This is a genomic window from Aeromonas sp. BIGb0405 (assembly GCF_024807335.1).
Lineage (GTDB): Bacteria > Pseudomonadota > Gammaproteobacteria > Enterobacterales > Aeromonadaceae > Aeromonas > Aeromonas rivuli.
On sequence record NZ_JANUEP010000003.1, the window covers coordinates 384,079 to 400,708 of the forward strand.

Consider the following 16,630-nt stretch of genomic DNA (forward strand, 5'->3'; position numbering starts at 1 on the left):
TTTATCCCCATGCTTTTTGTTACAACATCAGCCTGATGCAGGAATAAAATGACTAACAATATTCACGCCCACCGTATTCTGATCCTGGATTTCGGTTCTCAGTACACCCAGCTTATCGCCCGCCGTGTCCGTGAGATCGGTGTCTACTGCGAGCTGTGGGCCTGGGATGTCACCGAAGCGCAGATCCGCGAATTCAATCCCAACGGCATCATCCTCTCCGGCGGCCCCGAGTCCGTGACCGAGGCGGGCAGCCCCCGTGCCCCTGACTATGTCTTCAACGCCGGCGTGCCGGTGTTTGGTGTCTGCTACGGCATGCAGACCATGGCCGAACAGCTCGGTGGCAAGGTGCAATCCTCCACCGAACGCGAATTTGGCTATGCCCAGGTCGAAGTGCTGGGTCAGTCCGGTCAGAGCAGCGCCTTGCTGCGCAACATCGAAGATGCCATCGCCCCCAACGGCCATGCCCTGCTGGACGTCTGGATGAGCCACGGCGACAAAGTCACCGAGATCCCGGCCGGTTTCACCACCATTGCCCAGACGGCGACCTGCCCCCATGCTGCCATGGCCGATGAGGCCAAGCGCTTCTATGGCGTCCAGTTCCACCCGGAAGTGACCCACACCCGTCAGGGTGCCCGTCTGCTCGAGCATTTCGTCAAAGACATCTGCGGTTGCCAATGCCTGTGGACCCCGGCCACCATCATCGATGACGCCGTGACCCGCATCCGCGAGCAGGTGGGTGAGGATGAAGTGATCCTGGGCCTGTCCGGCGGCGTCGACTCCTCCGTGGTCGCCATGCTGGTACACCGCGCCATCGGCGATCGCCTCACCTGTGTGTTCGTTGACAACGGCCTGCTGCGTTTGAACGAAGGCACCCAGGTGATGGAGATGTTCGGCGATCATTTTGGTCTCAAGATCATCAAGGTCGATGCCGAAGAGCGCTTCCTCGGGGCCCTCAAGGGCATTGACGAGCCGGAAGCCAAGCGCAAGGCCATCGGCCGCGTCTTCGTGGAAGTGTTCGACGACGAAGCCAAGAAGCTGAAAAACGCCAAATGGCTGGCCCAGGGCACCATCTATCCGGATGTGATCGAATCCGCCGCCAGCGCCACCGGCAAGGCCCACGTCATCAAGTCTCACCACAACGTCGGCGGCCTGCCGGCCGAGATGAAGATGGGTCTGGTCGAGCCGCTGCGCGAGCTGTTCAAGGACGAGGTACGCCGGGTCGGTCTGGAGCTGGGGCTGCCCTATGACATGCTCTACCGTCATCCGTTCCCGGGCCCGGGTCTGGGCGTGCGCGTGCTTGGCGAAGTGAAGAAAGAGTACTGCGAACTGCTGCGCAAAGCCGACGCCATCTTCATCGAAGAGCTGCGCAAGGCCGACCTCTACAACCAGGTCAGCCAGGCGTTTGCGGTGTTCCTGCCGGTGCGCTCCGTCGGCGTCATGGGCGATGGTCGCAAGTATGACTGGGTCATTGCCCTGCGTGCCGTCGAGACCATCGACTTCATGACCGCTCACTGGGCTCATCTGCCCTATGACTTCCTCGGCCTGGTGTCGAACCGCATCATCAACGAGATCAACGGCATCTCCCGCGTGGTGTACGACGTCTCCGGCAAACCGCCTGCCACTATTGAGTGGGAATAAAAGGAGCGGGAATAAGCGGCTAGCGCCTCTCCCTGCCGATAACGCAAAATTGTCAAAAAGGCGCCCTTGAGGCGTCTTTTCTTTTTTCAATCGTTTGCGAGAAAATTTTGCCTCGGGCACAGGGGTTGAGGACTGTGCTACCTAGGTTGTCGCGGTGAGTTCCCGAGTCGATCGGCAGAGCCTCATCTATCGCATCCGCATATGGCGGCAGACTGTTATTTTCCGGACAGGGGAGGGTAGCAAGCCCTGTCCGTCAGGAGCGATACAGGCAATGGATCCGGATACCCGCGGCTTGGATGCTCCATATTGATGCAAGAGGGTGATGCGAGCTGCTGATGTGCCCCCCAAGATGGGGTAATTTCTTGATCTGGCTTGGGAAACGCACACCTTCCGCTTTTTCTTGTCTCTCTCACTCGCTAGGATATCCGTCTGGATATGGCCTCTTTGGAGTCGCCTATGAATCAGGTCAGAGAGATCGCGTGGCTCACAAGCCACAAACGGGAGGCTGCCCTGCGGATTCGGGAATGGCGCGAGCATACAAAGCGCCTGTGGGGGCCGCTGTGGATAGAGGCGAATGCGGTCAGATACCCGTATCTATTTTATAAGATTATGATTTAAAAATGGTTTTTGTGGCGATAATGAAGGTGGGGCGGAGTTATGCGGAAGGTTCTGCTATCGGATTCATACCGCCTTCCATCTCATCACTGTTGGGCATCAACAGAACATCGCACTGGTAGGAAATGCATACAATGAAGAGAGACTGGGACCTAATCCGCAAGCAACTTACCGATGTTGAAGAGGAAAACGATTTATTCGCTGATATTCCACCGGAACCCGCGTGGAAAGATCAGGAATTTCCCGTGTACGAAAAGCAGTTGAATGAGTATCGGGCCATCGAAGGGCGGATATTTGGGCACTTGGAACTGCTAGTTAATTCTGGGTACATCGATGGCCTGCAACTAATCCGATCTGCAGACGGATTATTCAGCTACGGCCTTCACAGCCCCAGGCTTACTATGGCCGGACATGACCTCCTTGACACGATGAGATCGGCCACCATCTGGGAGAATATCAAGGCAACAGCGAAAACAAAGGGGATTGAATTAACCTTTGATGCAATCAAGGCATTAGGAACGCTTGCACTAAAGAGTGCCTTCGAGTGATCACAATGATGCCCACCCCTACAATCCACCGGACTTGCGCTAAAAAACGCGCAGTCCGGTAATTTTGAACGTTATGCGGCATGGAGAGTCAGGAGCTAGGAATGAACAATTTCGACTGGCATCGTGATCAAATCACAATTAAAACTCCGGTGACCAATACCTACCGGAACACACAGAACGTACGCCGATTTTTAATAGATTCATGCGGTCCCGGTTTTAAATTTGACCGTGAATTTATGGCTTGGATAAAGAATGGAAAGCCCAAGACAATGGGCGAGGTCGCGGCAGAGTGGCTACGCCGAAAGCAAAAGTAGCGAAAACGTCTGGTTGAGGTTCTCCGTAGTGGGCCAATGTGCCGCATAACCAGTCGTTTAACTGGACAGTTTGCAATGGAGCATTGCTTCGCAATTTTACGCCCACTGCAAACCGCTCCGCCGGCAGGCTGGCTCCGCTCTGCCGGTTCACTTGACGTTAGGCAGGTAAGACACTCTTATGCATCCATCAATAAAGCTCATGTGGGACGATTACCTTGCTCGCCAGCCCGCGCCTTCACGATCCTCCACCGATGCACCCGCAGCTTGGCATTTCTGCGACAACGAGCCGGACGCCAATGAATGTGCTCAGCTAGTCTTGACCGGTAAAAAACGCGCAACATCACCATCATTGTGGTCATTTGAAAGCAGCGATGAGGCGTTGCCCCAGATTGGCGATCTGAATATCGTGACGGACTGGAACGGTAAGGCCGTATGCATTATTCGCACAATCAAAGTGCATATCTTGCCGCTCAATGAGATCACTGAGACTCATGCAAGCGTTGAAGGTGAGGGGGATGGCTCCCTCGACTGGTGGTACAAGGCTCACTGGGACTATTACCATCATGAACTCCAAGGAACTGGCTATGCGCCTCAGCCTGACATGCCTGTCGTCTTTCAAGAGTTTGAGTGCATATTCCCGGCAAGCACAGCCTAACAATTCAAGTGAACAACGTGAATCGCACCGCTAATTTGGCTTCTTATACCTTGCCCAAAAGCCGCTTTGAAAACGGCGCAATGGACTGCGTTTATTGCAGCCTAGGTGTTTCGTCAATCCGATGGGGGTGGTGTTACTGATCGCCATGCCCCGTTACCAAAGGAACAAAAGGGACGATCTGCGCCCCGAATTCTCTATAATGCCCCCCTTTAAAACCGCTGGACGCAGGTTCGGCGCGCTCTGATGGCAACGTTGCGCCATCAGGCTGGGTCACCAATATTTGAGAAACGGCTATGCATACCCTGGAACAGTTGCGCGCGGGTGAGCTTGGCGGCGCCCGCCACCTCAAGCTTTGTGAAAACCTCGCGGTTTTCCCCCCCGAGATCCTCAGCCTCAAAGAGACCCTGGAGGTGCTGGATCTGACCGGCAACCAGCTGAGCGAACTGCCCGATGAGTTGGCCGAGTGCAAACGGCTTCGTATCCTCTTCTGCTCCGAGAACCGCTTTACCGAGTTGCCCGAGGTGTTGGGACGCTGCCCGTCGCTCACTATGGTGGGTTTCAAGGCCAACCGGATCGAAGTGGTATCCCCGAAATCACTGCCCACCACACTGCGCTGGCTTATTCTGACCGACAACGCCATTGAACGGCTTCCCGACACATTGGGTCAATGCGCCGCCCTGCAAAAGCTGATGCTGGCGGGCAACCGGCTGCAAGAGCTGCCAGCGAGCCTTGGCAACTGCCGCCGTTTGGAACTGCTGCGCATCGCCGCCAACCGGCTGGAGGCGTTTCCCGAGTGGTTGCTCGATTTGCCGCGCCTCGCCTGGCTGGCCTATGCAGGCAATCCCTTTGCCGATGAATGGGAGTACCAGCTTGGCAACAGGGCAACCGCCGCCGAGATCCCCTGGCAGGCGTTGACGCTGGGGGAGCAACTGGGGCAGGGGGCATCTGGCGTTATCCACCGCGCAGAGCTTGATACGGATGAAGGAACGAAGGCAGTGGCGGTCAAGCTGTTCAAGGGGGCCGTGACCAGCGATGGCCTGCCTCGCTGCGAGATGGCGGTCTCCCTGGCCGCAGGCAGGCATCCCCATCTCATCGGGGTAACGGGCCGAGTCGGCAGTCACCCCTCCGGCATACCGGCGTTGGTGATGACACTGATAGACCCCGATTTTGTCAATCTGGCGGGGCCGCCTAGCCTGGACTCCTGCACCCGCGACGTCTACCCCGCAGGGTTGTCGCTCACCCCGGCCGCCCTGATCGCCATGGCGCAGGGCGTGGCTTCTGCCGCGCAGCACCTCCATGAAAGAGGGATCCTGCACGGGGATCTTTATGGTCACAACCTGTTGCATGGTCAGCAGGGGCGGGTGCTGCTCGGGGATTTTGGCGCCGCCTCTTGTTACGACAGAGAAAGCGGCGTGCTGGCTGCCCGGCTGGAGCGGATAGAGATCAGGGCCTTTGGTTGCCTGCTCGAGGAGCTGGTTGCCCGCAGCAACGTCGAGGCCGCCGTGCTGTTGCCACTTCAGCAATTGGTGCAAGCCTGCTTGGTTGATGAACTGGCGTTACGGCCCTCCTTTGCGCACGTCAGGGCGCAGATAGAGGCCGCTAGCCAGGCCGCAATGTTGAGTGCCCAGACGTATGCCTGATATCCATTGTGGCGGGCGCCATGGAAGCTTATGGGTGGATTGCCCAACCCCTTCAGGGCGCGTCACTCACTGTCAAAACGACGCCGGCGGCGTTTTTATTTCGCCATCGTTTGACTTGTAAAAAGGGGATCTGCGGGGCCATGGCGCTTGCACCCGTTGCCCTAAGTGGTGATAGTAAAACGCTATCGAGAGAAGGAGAGAAGTGATGGAAGCCGCATTCTGGCACAAGCGTTGGGAAGAGAACCGGATCGGATTTCATCAGGCAGATGTGAATCCCTTCCTGCAAGATTGTTGGCAGGGCAGCCCCGAGCAGGGACCTGTGTTGGTGCCGCTCTGTGGCAAGTCTGCCGACATGGTCTGGCTTAGCCGTCAGGGCCATGCCGTGCATGGCTTCGAGTTATCGCAGCTTGCCGTCAGCCAGTTCTTTGAGGAGCAGGGGCTTGGCGTCCAGCAAGATGTGCTGGGTCCTTACCGGCGCCATCTGAGTGGCGAGATAGCCCTTCATCAGGGTGACTTCTTCGCCGCGGCATCCTTGGATCACCGCTATCGGCTCGCCTATGACAGGGCAGCGCTCATCGCCTTGCCCACTGCCATGCGCCAGGATTACGCCGACTTGATGGCGCGCCTGATGGTGGCGGGGGGGGAGGTGCTGCTCATCACCCTGGAGTATCAGCCCGAACAGCAGGAGCAACCTCCTTTCTCGGTGGGGGAGTTGGCGGTGCGCGCCCTGTTTGAAAGAACGTTCAGGGTCGAGGTGCTGGGCAGACGCAGCGAACAGGATCACCCCAGGGTCATGGCAGGTCAGCTCTCCTATTTTGATGAAGTGGCTTATCGACTGACCCGTCGTGGTTGAGTCATCTCTGCGAACAGATGGCCGCTTTGTGATCTGGCAGGCAGATTGACGAGAAGAGGGGGCAAGGTCCTGGACCATGCCCCCTCTTTTTTAGCTCTTTTGATGTAGATCAACGGGGCAGTACAGGTTGTGAGTAAGATGATCCTGTTTCTCAATCACTGCTGGCAATGGCCCAGGCCGACTCGCCCCAGTGCCTGATTTTCACGCTCATGTTCACGTTTGGCGACCCAGGTCGTCTTTATGGTGGTATTTCCAGCCGACCCTCTTGGGTCGGCTTTTTCTTGGTCGGGCGTCCAGCGGCTCAGCGGGATCAGGCCTCGAAGGTCAGGGCATTGAGGCGAAAGGCGCTGGTATCGTCGATGAACTGGCCGGTGATGCGCTCGTCGTGCTCATGGCCCAGGCCATAGCTGCAGAGGATCAACCTGTCCGAGGTACGTGAGCGCAACTGGGTGATAAAGCGCACCAGATCGGCGCGGCTGAGGTTGCCCACCTCCTCGCAGACCTGTTCGCGCTGATCGAAGCCGAGATCCTTGTTGCCTATGCTGACCCAGAGGCGCTGGCCACGGCTGCGCAGGTTGGCATCGCGTTCGGACAGCTGGGCCTGCAGGCCGCGCTTGCTCTCTTGCCACTGCTGCTCGCTAAATTCGAGCATGGCCAGCGGGAAGAGATCGATGAACTCCTCCACCGCATCGAGCAGCACCTGGGGCCCGGCCACCGGCGACTGTATATAAAAGATGAGGCCGGGATGGCGATTGAGGGGCAGATTACCGGCCCCCACCACATAACCGAGTTGTTGGCGGGTGCGCAGCTCGTGGAAGAAGGTGGAGGACATGATGTGGTTGGCCAGGGTAAAACAGGCCAGATCCCGGGCGCGGGTAGTGCGGGACTGGTAGTAGACCAGCAGCGCCGAGTCTTCGTGTTCGCAACCATGCTCGCGAATGAGGGTGCCCCTGTCCTGAATGGAGATCAGGGGACGGCGGGTCTCCGCGCTCGGCTGGCTATAAGGGGCGAGGTGGCGCTCGAGCAGAGCGGCCAGGGCCAGGGCTTCGCTCTCCTGCCAGTCGCCGTGTACCAGGGTCTCGACATGGACCTGGCTGAACAGCTGTTGCACGAAGGCTGGCATCTCATCAATCTCGACCTCGCGCAGGTGACGCAATAACTGCTCGAAGGGGGGATTGTTGGGTTGCAGCAAACTGGTGAGCTGGTTGAACAGCTGATTGATGGGCCTGGTCTTGGCCTGATTCTCCCAGTTGCGGATGAGCTGCTGCTTGATGGCGGCAAAGCGCGCCGGATCCGGATAGCCCAGGGTGCGATTGGCGAGGATCATGTCGAGCAACAGCGCCTGCTTGTCGGAGAAACCACTCAGGGTGATGGTGAAGCCCCCTTGATGGGCATACATCTGGTAACCCAGCCCCGCCAGCTCGGCCGGGTAGGTGAGGGCGTTGAGGTGATCGCACAATAGCTCGACGGCGAGCCGCGCCATGGCAATGTGGCGCGGGCTCTTGACCGCATGCTCACTGTCGATGGCGATGTAGAGGTTGCCCTTGGGCACGCTGAACTGGTGCTCATGGAGGTGCCAGAGTCGAAAACCTGGCCTGTCGATGAGGCAGGTGGGCAAGTCGGTGGCCAGCGCTGGCACCCTGGCTTCCAGCCGAGTGGCGATGAAGGGATTGGGCTCGGGCAGGCGCAGGGCGGCATCGGGTTCGCTCTGCTGCCAGCGGATCTTGTCCGCCTCCGGTATCAGGCTCACCTTGTAGGGGGTCTGATACCAGCGGGCGAGGCGGTCCGTGGCAAGCTCGGGGGCAATGAGGGTCATCCTCAGGTTATGCGGGGTCAGCTTGGCGAGCAGGCGGGCGATCAGCGCCTCGTCATACTCGCGCATCATGTAGTCGCCATGGAGCAAGTCTTGTGGCTGGTAGATGAAGAGATTGAGCACCAGCCCCGAGACGGTATCTTGCGCCTTGCCGCGCTCCTGGAAGCGGAATGCCGATTCGAGCACCCGCTGCTTCTCCTCGTATCGCCATGGGGCCAACCCCTCTTGCTTGACGAGCTTGAGGTAGCCAAACAGCAGCGTGATGATGTCGTCCACATGCTCAACCCCCATGGGGGTCAGGCCGAAGTTGATGCCAAAGTCCTTGAAGTTGCTGCCGCTCACCCCGCCACCGGCGGCCAGCTGATTGACCCAGCCTTTTTCTTTGAGCAGGGAGAGCAGACTGCCATCCCCCTCGTAGCCGATGAGGTGACTCAGGAAGGTAAGCGGCTTCTTGTCGTAATAGGCATCGACAGGTGGCAGGGGAAACGTGAGGCTCAGGCGGCGGCTCTCCTTGACCGGGGTCTGTTCGATGCACAGTCCCAGATCCTCGAGTCGATAGAGGGGCACATCCACGGTCGGGATCCCCAGATTGCGATCCAGGATGGGGCCGAAGAAGTGTTCACACCAAGTTAATTGGTCAGGAATAGACTCGGGAGAGAGCATCACCAAAGCCATGCGATCCGCACTGTAGTGCTGTTCGTAGAACCCTATGAGGTCACTGTGCAAACTGCGCCCAGGCAGATCCGCCAGGGTGTCGAGATTGCCGACCGAGAACTTGGAGAAGGGGTGAGCCGGGTTGACCGTCTCCTTGTGCACCTGATAGCTGCGACGCACATCATCCATCAGCTTGAGCCGATATTCGGAGTCGACGGCGTTGCGCTCCTTATCGACCCATTCGGGTGCGAAGGTGGGGCAGATGAAAAACTGGGAAAAGCGCGCCAACCCTTGTTCGAAATAGTCATTGTCGATGTCGAAGAAGAAGTTGGTGAACTCGGTGCCGGTCCAGGCGTTGTTGCTGCCGCCGTGGCGACTCATGAACTGCTGGTATTCGCCCGGTTTGGGATAAGTACGAGTACCAAGAAACAGCATATGCTCGAGGAAATGGGCCATGCCCTGACGATCACTCGGATCGTCGAAATGGCCGGTATTGACCGCCAGCGAGGCCGCCGATTTATCGGTCTCAGGGTCGCAAATGAGGAGTACCTTGAGCCGGTTGGCCAGCTCCAGATAGTGATATTGCCTGTGGTCATTCGGGCTGGCGTAGGGGCTCATCGGCGCTGACTCATGTTGGATTTATTTGAATTTAAAGATGATTATCGACCTCGGATAGAGGATGGGCAAACCCTTTTCTGAGAGGTAGCGCAATTGTTTCCCCATGCAGAGCGGGGTAAGATCCCCCCGCCGTTAAAACAGGCCCGACAGGGTGAGGTTGTAATGAAGATTTATATCATGCGTCATGGCCAGGCTGGCATGAATGCGAAAACCGATGAACAGCGTCCCCTGACTGAACAAGGGATTGCCGAGTCACTGCACATGGCACGCTGGCTGGCTCCTCAATTGGACGCGGGCCTTGGGTTGGTCATTCACAGCAACTACCTGCGGGCGCGTCAGACCTGGCAGACAATCAGCCAGGTGCTGCCAACCCCGAGCAAGGTTGAGGAGAGTGGCGACATCACTCCTTACGGTGATCCTACCCTGGTGGCCAGCTATCTCACCGCCCTGGCCGAGCAGCATGACAGCATCCTCATGGTGAGCCATCTGCCTCTGGTGGGTTATCTGGTACAGATGCTGAGTCCGGCAGCAGGGGCGCCCATGTTTGCGACCTCGGGGCTGGCTTGTATCGAATGGAAAGAGGACAAAGGCAACTTGCTCTGGTTGTCAGGACCTCATACAATACCGCTCGAAACAATCTGATAACATTTGGTTTTTTCAGTGTTTGAGCTTGTTGTTCATGGATGAATATTCATTTTTCAGGGAACCGTTTCGCAGAAACTGCTGTCATACGGGTACAACTGCATAGAGGTTGCAACGATGAGAGTATTTAAAAAATACCTGCCGCTGATGGTGGCAAAGCACGTCAAGACTTTCTTCAAGGGGCGCATTTATATCCATGGCCGTGGCCGCTTCGACTTCCAGTCCGGGCTGTTAATGATGCCAAATCAAGCAGACTTGCCTCATCGTCAGACGGTGATCGAGGTCAATGCCATGATAGGTCGTCTGCACATGGACGCGGCTTGATAGTGTTGTCAGTCCGTTTTTGCGATGCGCAGCCCAGACCCTCCCCGGAGGGTCTGATTGTTTCCGCCTTGGCTCGCCAGGTTTGTCTGGACCGCACGGTCGCCATGATGGCCCGGTTGTATGAGTCCGGATCCCACCACACCGGATGAAATAGCGCTTGCACCATGGGCAGGGCTTCCTAAAATGAGCGCCTGTTTAACTGGGTGTCACACATCATGCCTCCATTGGCGGTTCTCTTTCCCTTCTCCTGCATGGCCATCTGGGCCGGTAACGGTATCGTCAGCAAGCTGTCGGTAGGGTTGTTGTCGCCGGCGGCCATGGCCTGGTCCCGCTGGTTGGTGGCCGCCTTGATCCTGACCCCTTTTCTCGCTCGTTCCGCCTGGCGGCAACGAGCCCGGATCAAGGCCGGTTTTGGCAAGCTGGCCATGCTGGCGCTGCTTGGCATGGTGCTCAACCAGACCTTTGGCTACTACGCGGCCCAGACCCTGGGGGCGACCGAGATTGGCCTGATGATGGGGTTGACGCCGCTGCTGACGGTCTTGCTCAGCGCCTGGGTGTTGCATGAACGACCCAGCTGGGGCGCCCTGCTCGGTGGTCTCATCTCCCTGCTCGGTCTGTTGGTGCTGCTGGGGCAGGGCAATCCCGCCCAACTGCTTCATCAGGGTGTTCAGGCCGGTTCCCTCTACATGTTGATGTCGGCGCTCACCTATGCCCTCTACAGTGTGTTGCTCAAGCGCTGGCAGCTTGGACTGGATAGCTGGACCATGCTCTATGGCCAGGTGCTGTGCAGCTTGCTGTTTCTCACCCCCTTCTTCCTGTTAAGCGACGGCACCCTGCCCGATAGCCGTGCGCTCTGGCTCATCCTCTACGCAGGCATCCCCACCTCGGCCCTCTCCCCCTGGCTCTGGATGCAGGGCATCTCGCGCCTTGGTGCCAACCGCACGGCTATCTTCATGAACCTGTTACCCATCATGACGGCGCTATTGGCGGTCAGTCTGCTGGGGGAGACGCTCACCCCCTATCATCTGGTCGGCGGCAGCCTCACCCTGTTCGGGGTGCTGGTTGCCCAGCTGATGGTCAAACCCATCGTCAGTCGCAAGGCCGCGCCCTTGCTCTAGTCTGGCCCGCTAAAACAACAGCCCCGCAATGCGGGGCTGTGTCGTATCAGGGTCAACCCGGGGTTGAGCCGTTACTGGGCTACCAGGTACATGTCCTTCGAATAGACCAAGTCCTGCGGATTGTGATAGGGGTAGCCCTTCACAAAGGACTTGAGCAGACGGGACTTCACATAGAAGTAGACGGGGGCGATGGGAGCCTCCTGGTCGAGGATCACTTCGGCCTGCTGGTAGAGCTGGTTACGCTCGGCCGGATCTTGTGAATTATGGGCCTGGGCGAGCAGGGCATCATATTGTTTGTTGACCCATTTGCCGCTGTTGGCCGAACTGCTGGAGGTCATGATGTCGAGGAAGGTGGAGGCATCGTTGTAGTCGCCATTCCAGGAGTAGCGGCTCACGGTGAAGTCCCCCTCGTTGAGGGTCGACACCATGGTCTTCCACTCCATGTTGTTGAGCTCGGACTTGACGCCCAGGTTGTGCTTCCACATGGAGGAGATGGCCAGGGCTATCTTCTTGTGACCCTCGTTGGTGTTGTAGAGGATATCCACATTCAGGGGCTTGTCCGGGCCATAACCAGCCTCGGCCAGCAGCGCCTTGGCCTCCTTGATCCGCTCCTCCTTGCTCATCAGCTCGCTGGTCGATTTCTTGAGTTCGAAGCCGTCAACGATGGGCGGGGTGAAGCTGTAAGCGGAGATCTGCCCCTGGCCCAGGATCTTGCCGGTGATGGTGTCACGGTCGATGGCCAGAGAGAGCGCCTTGCGCACCCGGGGATCGTCAAAAGGTTTGCGCTGGGTGTTGAACACATAGTAATAGCTGGCCAGGATAGGCACGTTGAGCAGCTCATCCGGGGTCGACTTCTTCAAAATGGGATACTGCTCAAGGGGATAGCTGGTGTAGTGCAGGCTGCCAGCCCGATAGCGGTTATAGGCGGCGGTATCGGCCACTATCTCCAGATAGAGTACCTTGTTGAGCACCGTATTGGCGTTGTCCCAGTAGTTGGGATTGCGCTCGGCAACCAGCCGCTCGTTGGGTGTCCACTCCTTGAGCATGAAAGCGCCGTTGGAGACGATATTGCCCGGTTTGACCCACTCCTGGCCGTATTTGGCGATGGTCGCCTTGGGGGCCGGGAAGGTGGTGTAGTGGGAGAGGGTCTTGAGGAAGAAGGGCACCGGGGCCTTGAGGGTGATCTGCAGAGTATGCTCGTCGATGGCCTTGATCCCCAGGGTATCCGGACGCTGCTTGCCTGCCAGCACCTCGCTCGCGCCTGTCACCCCGGTCAGCTCGATGAACCAGGCGTAGTTGGAGGCCGTCTTGGGATCTGCCGCCCGCTGCCAGCCATAGACATAGTCTGCCGCCGTCACGGGTTCACCGTTGGACCACTTGGCATCGGGTCTGAGTTTGAAGGTATAGACGGTGCCGCTGGCATCCATGTCGTAACCCAGGGCGCCAGCGGGTTTGAGCTTGCCATCCGCATCCACGGTATAGAGGCCTTCAAACAGGTCGTTGACGATTTCGCTACCGGAACTCTCCTCCACCAGTTGAGGGTCGATGGAGGCGGGTTCGGCGCCGATGTTGCGGACAAAGGTCTGCTGGTCAGGGGGGAGCAACTTGGTTCCATAGGGAACCTGAGCCGCCAGGGCCGGCAGTGAGAACAGGGCGAGCACAGCCCCTGCAATGAGGGTCTTCTTCATTGAATATCCTTATGTTTTTTATGCTTCCAAAGCGACCCCAGTGTGCGATATCCATGGGGAAAGCTCAAGGGGGGAGCCGATGCCGATGGCCTTCACATCCGGCGGACGGCGGCAAGTCGCCAGCCAGCCGGGCAGGGGAAGGCGCAGAGGCGGCCTGGGTGACGAAGAAGCGTCGTCATCAAGGGCTCGAGATGTATCACAGCGAATTAACTAGGGAATGCTGCCCTGAAATTAGTGATTTAAACGGGATTTAGCGCCATGTGATTGGCAGTTTTGAACATAATTTCAACGAGTTAATTCGCTGCAAAAACAAATTTTCAACGTTACATTGGGTTACATAACAACGATGCCGGGCTCGGCACTTTTTTTGTGCGGCCCTGCAAACGTTTTCAACGCCAACGCCAACGGAAACGCTCAAAGGAAACATAATGAAGAACATGATCACCCTGGGTGAGTACATCGTCAAAAAACAGGCGGACTATCCGACCGCGACCGGCGAACTCAGCTCCTTGCTCAGCTCCATTCGCCTCGCAGCCAAGGTGGTCAACCGGGAGATCAACAAGGCGGGCCTGGCCGACATCATGGGGTCGGTCGGCGCCGAAAATGTGCAGGGTGAAGAGCAGCAGAAGCTGGATGTCTACGCCAACGAGCGCTTCAAGGCGGCCTTGGAAGCGAGGGGAGAGGTGTGTGGCATGGCGTCCGAGGAGGAGGAGGACTTCGTCGCCTTCGATTCGGCCCTCTCGGCGCACTCCAAATATGTGGTGCTGATCGACCCCCTGGATGGCTCCTCCAACATAGACGTCAATGTCTCGGTCGGCACCATCTTCTCCATCTACCGCCGGGTCAGCGAACCAGGCACGCCAGTGCATCTGAATGACTTCCTGCAACCGGGCCATCAACAGGTTGCAGCTGGCTATGTGGTCTATGGCTCCTCCACCATGTTGGTCTATACCACTGGGTTCGGGGTCAACGGCTTTACCTATGATCCCTCCATCGGCTGCTTCTGCCTCTCCCACGAGAACATGCGCGTCCCTCAAGAGGGCAAGATCTACTCCATCAACGAGGGTAACTACATCAAGTTCCCGGACGGCGTGAAGAAGTACCTCAAGTATTGTCAGGAGCTGGACGAGGCAACCCACAGACCCTATACCGCCCGCTATATCGGATCCTTGGTATCGGACTTTCACCGCAACCTGCTCAAGGGTGGCATTTACATCTATCCGTCCGGCACCAACTCACCCAACGGCAAACTGCGTCTGCTCTATGAGTGCAACCCGCTCGCCTTCCTGGTGGAGCAGGCCGGCGGCAAGGCCTCTGACGGTTTCCGTCGCATCATGGACATACAACCGACCGCCCTGCATCAGCGTACCCCTTACTTCGTGGGCTCGACCCGCATGGTCGAGCGGGCCGAAGCCTTCATGGCTGAGTTCTCCGCCCACGAAGAGAACAAGAGCTGAGTCAGATAGCCTGGATGTCAGCATGAAAAAAGGCCGCGAAAGCGGCCTTTTTCTATGCACGATGGGGCTCAATCAGCCGCTTGCTTGCTCACCATCTGCAACAGCTCGTAGCGGATGTTGGGGGCATCGGCGGGGGGATTATCGACCTTGAACTTGGCAATCTTCAGCTCGTACAGATAGCCGGGCTCGAAGGTAAAGCCTTGAATATGGCTGTAAAACAGCGTCCAGTCCTGATCCTTGCTCTCTTTGACCTGCATGCACTGCATGGGGGCGACTCCGGTGCAGGGCACCAGGGCGGCATTGACGAAGAGGGTCTCACCCTGAGGGGCAGGGGCCTGTTGGCAACCGGTCAGGATCAGGGCGGCGGCGAGAACGGGGAATTTCATGGGATAGGGCCTCGTTGACAAATTCAAGCGAGGATTAAAACGCGAAAAAAAAAGGCGGTCAATGACCGCCTTGTTGATCACCCGATGTGGATTGCGCTGATCAGCGCTGCTCCAGAGGAGTGAATTCGCGCTCGGACGCGCCGACATAGAGCTGACGCGGGCGGCCAATCTTCTGATCCGGATCAGACAGCATCTCGTTCCAGTGGGCAATCCAGCCGATGGTACGGGACATGGCGAAGATCACGGTGAACATGGTGATCGGGATGCCGATGGCCTTCATGATGATACCGGAGTAGAAGTCCACGTTCGGGTAGAGCTTCTTCTCGATGAAGTAGGGGTCGGACAGCGCAATGCGTTCCAGCTCCATGGCCACGGCCAGCAGCGGATCCTTGATCTGCAGCTCTTCGAGTACCTCGTGGCAGGTCTGACGCATGACCTGGGCACGGGGATCGTGGTTCTTGTAGACCCGATGACCAAAGCCCATGAGGCGGAAAGGATCGTTCTTGTCCTTGGCCTTCTCGATGAACTCGGGGATGCGATCCACGGAGCCAATCTCTTCGAGCATCTTGAGACAGGCTTCGTTGGCACCACCGTGGGCCGGACCCCACAGGGAGGCGATCCCGGCGGAGATACAGGCGAAGGGGTTGGCGCCAGAGGAGCCCGCCAGTCGCACGGTAGAGGTGGAGGCGTTCTGCTCGTGATCCGCATGCAGGGTAAAGATGCGATCCATGGCGCGCTCGACGATGGGGTTGACCTTGTACTCTTCGGTCGGCACCCCAAACATCATATGCAGGAAGTTGCCCGCATAGGAGAGGCCGTTGCGCGGATGCATGAAGGGCTGGCCGACCGAGTATTTGTAACTCATGGCAGCCAGGGTCGGCATCTTGGAGAGCAGGCGGAAGGCGCAGATCTCGCGGTGCTGTTCGTTGTTGATGTCCAGGGCGTCATGATAGAAGGCGGACAGGGCACCGACCACACCACACATGATGGCCATGGGGTGGGCATCACGGCGGAAACCGCGGAAGAAGTAAACGATCTGTTCATGGACCATGGTATGGCGCATGACCATGCGTTCGAACTCGGCATACTGGGCCTTGGTCGGCGCTTCGCCGTAGAGCAATATGTAGCAGACTTCCAGATAGCTAGCTTGGGTGGCCAACTGGGCAATGGGGTAACCACGGTGCAGCAAGACACCCTGATCGCCATCGATGTAAGTAATGGAGGATTTACAAGAACCTGTGGCCATAAAGCCGGGGTCGAAGGTGAAATAGCCCTGAGCGCCCAATTTTCTGACGTCAATCACATCGGGTCCCAGGGTTCCGGACAGGATCGGCAGTTCGACCGGCTCTTTTCCGGGTAAGTGTAGGGTGGCTATTTTATCAGCCATAGCACGTCTCCTTTGCTCTTTTATAATTAGTTCCAGTCGTACTCTATTACGAGATTGATGACTCAGGCAAAAGGGTTTCTCACCCTTTTCTTCCCCGGGGGGCGGCTGGAGCGCCTTATTTGAACCAGAGATCCCCCTCCTTGTCAATTTTGCTGAATGATCATTAATGCCTTGTTAAACAGGATGTGAGATCTGGTTTACGGTTTTGGGTTTTCTTTGTAGCTATTTGATTGTCATTGGTTAAGCCCGCCGATATACTGCGCCTCGTGGGTGATGGCTG

Annotated in this window: 14 protein-coding genes; 10 read left to right on the forward strand and 4 right to left on the reverse strand. The window is 57.7% G+C overall.

Annotated elements, in window-relative coordinates:
- Positions 1-48 precede the first annotated feature (48 nt).
- The 6 genes from guaA (at position 49) to M2366_RS10080 (ending at position 6,263) form a co-directional block, all read left to right on the forward strand.
- Entirely contained in the window at positions 49-1,638 is a 1,590-nt protein-coding gene (gene guaA, locus M2366_RS10055; protein ID WP_259269619.1) for a glutamine-hydrolyzing GMP synthase, read from the forward strand.
- 749 nt (positions 1,639-2,387) lie between these two features.
- Entirely contained in the window at positions 2,388-2,801 is a 414-nt protein-coding gene (locus M2366_RS10060; RefSeq protein ID WP_259269620.1) for a DUF2513 domain-containing protein, read from the forward strand.
- Positions 2,802-2,902: 101 nt separating this feature from the next.
- Positions 2,903-3,115 carry a DUF6434 domain-containing protein gene (locus M2366_RS10065; protein ID WP_259269621.1) on the forward strand — a complete coding sequence of 71 codons (213 nt, stop codon included), beginning with the start codon at positions 2,903-2,905 and terminating at the stop codon, positions 3,113-3,115.
- 199 nt (positions 3,116-3,314) lie between these two features.
- A complete protein-coding gene (locus M2366_RS10070; RefSeq protein WP_259269622.1) occupies positions 3,315-3,770 on the forward strand; it encodes an ASCH domain-containing protein in 456 nt (151 codons plus the stop codon).
- Between the two features lie 293 nt (positions 3,771-4,063).
- Positions 4,064-5,410 carry a leucine-rich repeat-containing protein kinase family protein gene (locus M2366_RS10075; RefSeq protein ID WP_259269623.1) on the forward strand — a complete coding sequence of 449 codons (1,347 nt, stop codon included), beginning with the start codon at positions 4,064-4,066 and terminating at the stop codon, positions 5,408-5,410.
- A 205-nt stretch (positions 5,411-5,615) separates the two neighbouring features.
- Complete coding sequence (locus tag M2366_RS10080; protein WP_259269624.1) at positions 5,616-6,263, forward strand: thiopurine S-methyltransferase; 648 nt, start codon at positions 5,616-5,618, stop codon at positions 6,261-6,263.
- 310 nt (positions 6,264-6,573) lie between these two features.
- On the opposite strand, the gene M2366_RS10085 is transcribed toward M2366_RS10080, so the two are convergent.
- The gene (locus M2366_RS10085; protein WP_259269625.1) at positions 6,574-9,348 is read right to left on the reverse strand and encodes an insulinase family protein; all 2,775 of its coding nucleotides are present in this window, start codon (positions 9,346-9,348) and stop codon (positions 6,574-6,576) included.
- Between the two features lie 162 nt (positions 9,349-9,510).
- On the opposite strand from M2366_RS10085, the gene sixA reads away from it, so the two are divergent.
- From sixA to M2366_RS10100, 3 genes are all read left to right on the forward strand, one after another.
- Positions 9,511-9,990, forward strand: coding sequence for a phosphohistidine phosphatase SixA (sixA, locus tag M2366_RS10090; protein WP_224430445.1), 480 nt, complete (start codon positions 9,511-9,513; stop codon positions 9,988-9,990).
- A gap of 117 nt (positions 9,991-10,107) precedes the next feature.
- Positions 10,108-10,314 (forward strand): DUF1107 domain-containing protein, encoded by a 207-nt coding sequence (locus M2366_RS10095; protein ID WP_042039812.1) that lies wholly within the window; start codon positions 10,108-10,110, stop codon positions 10,312-10,314.
- Positions 10,315-10,529: 215 nt separating this feature from the next.
- Positions 10,530-11,432, forward strand: coding sequence for a DMT family transporter (locus tag M2366_RS10100; protein ID WP_042039813.1), 903 nt, complete (start codon positions 10,530-10,532; stop codon positions 11,430-11,432).
- A 71-nt stretch (positions 11,433-11,503) separates the two neighbouring features.
- Here M2366_RS10100 and M2366_RS10105 read toward each other — a convergent pair whose 3' ends face one another.
- Positions 11,504-13,120 (reverse strand): peptide ABC transporter substrate-binding protein, encoded by a 1,617-nt coding sequence (locus M2366_RS10105; RefSeq protein WP_259269626.1) that lies wholly within the window; start codon positions 13,118-13,120, stop codon positions 11,504-11,506.
- A 428-nt stretch (positions 13,121-13,548) separates the two neighbouring features.
- Between M2366_RS10105 and fbp the strand changes: the two genes are divergently transcribed.
- A complete protein-coding gene (gene fbp / locus M2366_RS10110; protein WP_042039815.1) occupies positions 13,549-14,577 on the forward strand; it encodes a class 1 fructose-bisphosphatase in 1,029 nt (342 codons plus the stop codon).
- Positions 14,578-14,645: 68 nt separating this feature from the next.
- Here fbp and M2366_RS10115 read toward each other — a convergent pair whose 3' ends face one another.
- Positions 14,646-14,963 (reverse strand): DUF4377 domain-containing protein, encoded by a 318-nt coding sequence (locus M2366_RS10115; protein ID WP_042039816.1) that lies wholly within the window; start codon positions 14,961-14,963, stop codon positions 14,646-14,648.
- A 100-nt stretch (positions 14,964-15,063) separates the two neighbouring features.
- The gene (locus M2366_RS10120) at positions 15,064-16,350 is read right to left on the reverse strand and encodes a citrate synthase (RefSeq protein ID WP_224430441.1); all 1,287 of its coding nucleotides are present in this window, start codon (positions 16,348-16,350) and stop codon (positions 15,064-15,066) included.
- Positions 16,351-16,630: the final 280 nt, after the last annotated feature.

Coding starts and splice junctions, on each gene's coding strand:
- guaA (WP_259269619.1), top strand. CDS start 49: ATGACTAACAATATTCACGCCCACCGTATTCTGATCCTGGATTTCGGT.
- M2366_RS10060 (WP_259269620.1), top strand. CDS start 2,388: ATGAAGAGAGACTGGGACCTAATCCGCAAGCAACTTACCGATGTTGAA.
- M2366_RS10065 (WP_259269621.1), top strand. CDS start 2,903: ATGAACAATTTCGACTGGCATCGTGATCAAATCACAATTAAAACTCCG.
- M2366_RS10070 (WP_259269622.1), top strand. CDS start 3,315: ATGTGGGACGATTACCTTGCTCGCCAGCCCGCGCCTTCACGATCCTCC.
- M2366_RS10075 (WP_259269623.1), top strand. CDS start 4,064: ATGCATACCCTGGAACAGTTGCGCGCGGGTGAGCTTGGCGGCGCCCGC.
- M2366_RS10080 (WP_259269624.1), top strand. CDS start 5,616: ATGGAAGCCGCATTCTGGCACAAGCGTTGGGAAGAGAACCGGATCGGA.
- M2366_RS10085 (WP_259269625.1), bottom strand. CDS start 9,348: ATGAGCCCCTACGCCAGCCCGAATGACCACAGGCAATATCACTATCTG.
- sixA (WP_224430445.1), top strand. CDS start 9,511: ATGAAGATTTATATCATGCGTCATGGCCAGGCTGGCATGAATGCGAAA.
- M2366_RS10095 (WP_042039812.1), top strand. CDS start 10,108: ATGAGAGTATTTAAAAAATACCTGCCGCTGATGGTGGCAAAGCACGTC.
- M2366_RS10100 (WP_042039813.1), top strand. CDS start 10,530: ATGCCTCCATTGGCGGTTCTCTTTCCCTTCTCCTGCATGGCCATCTGG.
- M2366_RS10105 (WP_259269626.1), bottom strand. CDS start 13,120: ATGAAGAAGACCCTCATTGCAGGGGCTGTGCTCGCCCTGTTCTCACTG.
- fbp (WP_042039815.1), top strand. CDS start 13,549: ATGAAGAACATGATCACCCTGGGTGAGTACATCGTCAAAAAACAGGCG.
- M2366_RS10115 (WP_042039816.1), bottom strand. CDS start 14,963: ATGAAATTCCCCGTTCTCGCCGCCGCCCTGATCCTGACCGGTTGCCAA.
- M2366_RS10120 (WP_224430441.1), bottom strand. CDS start 16,350: ATGGCTGATAAAATAGCCACCCTACACTTACCCGGAAAAGAGCCGGTC.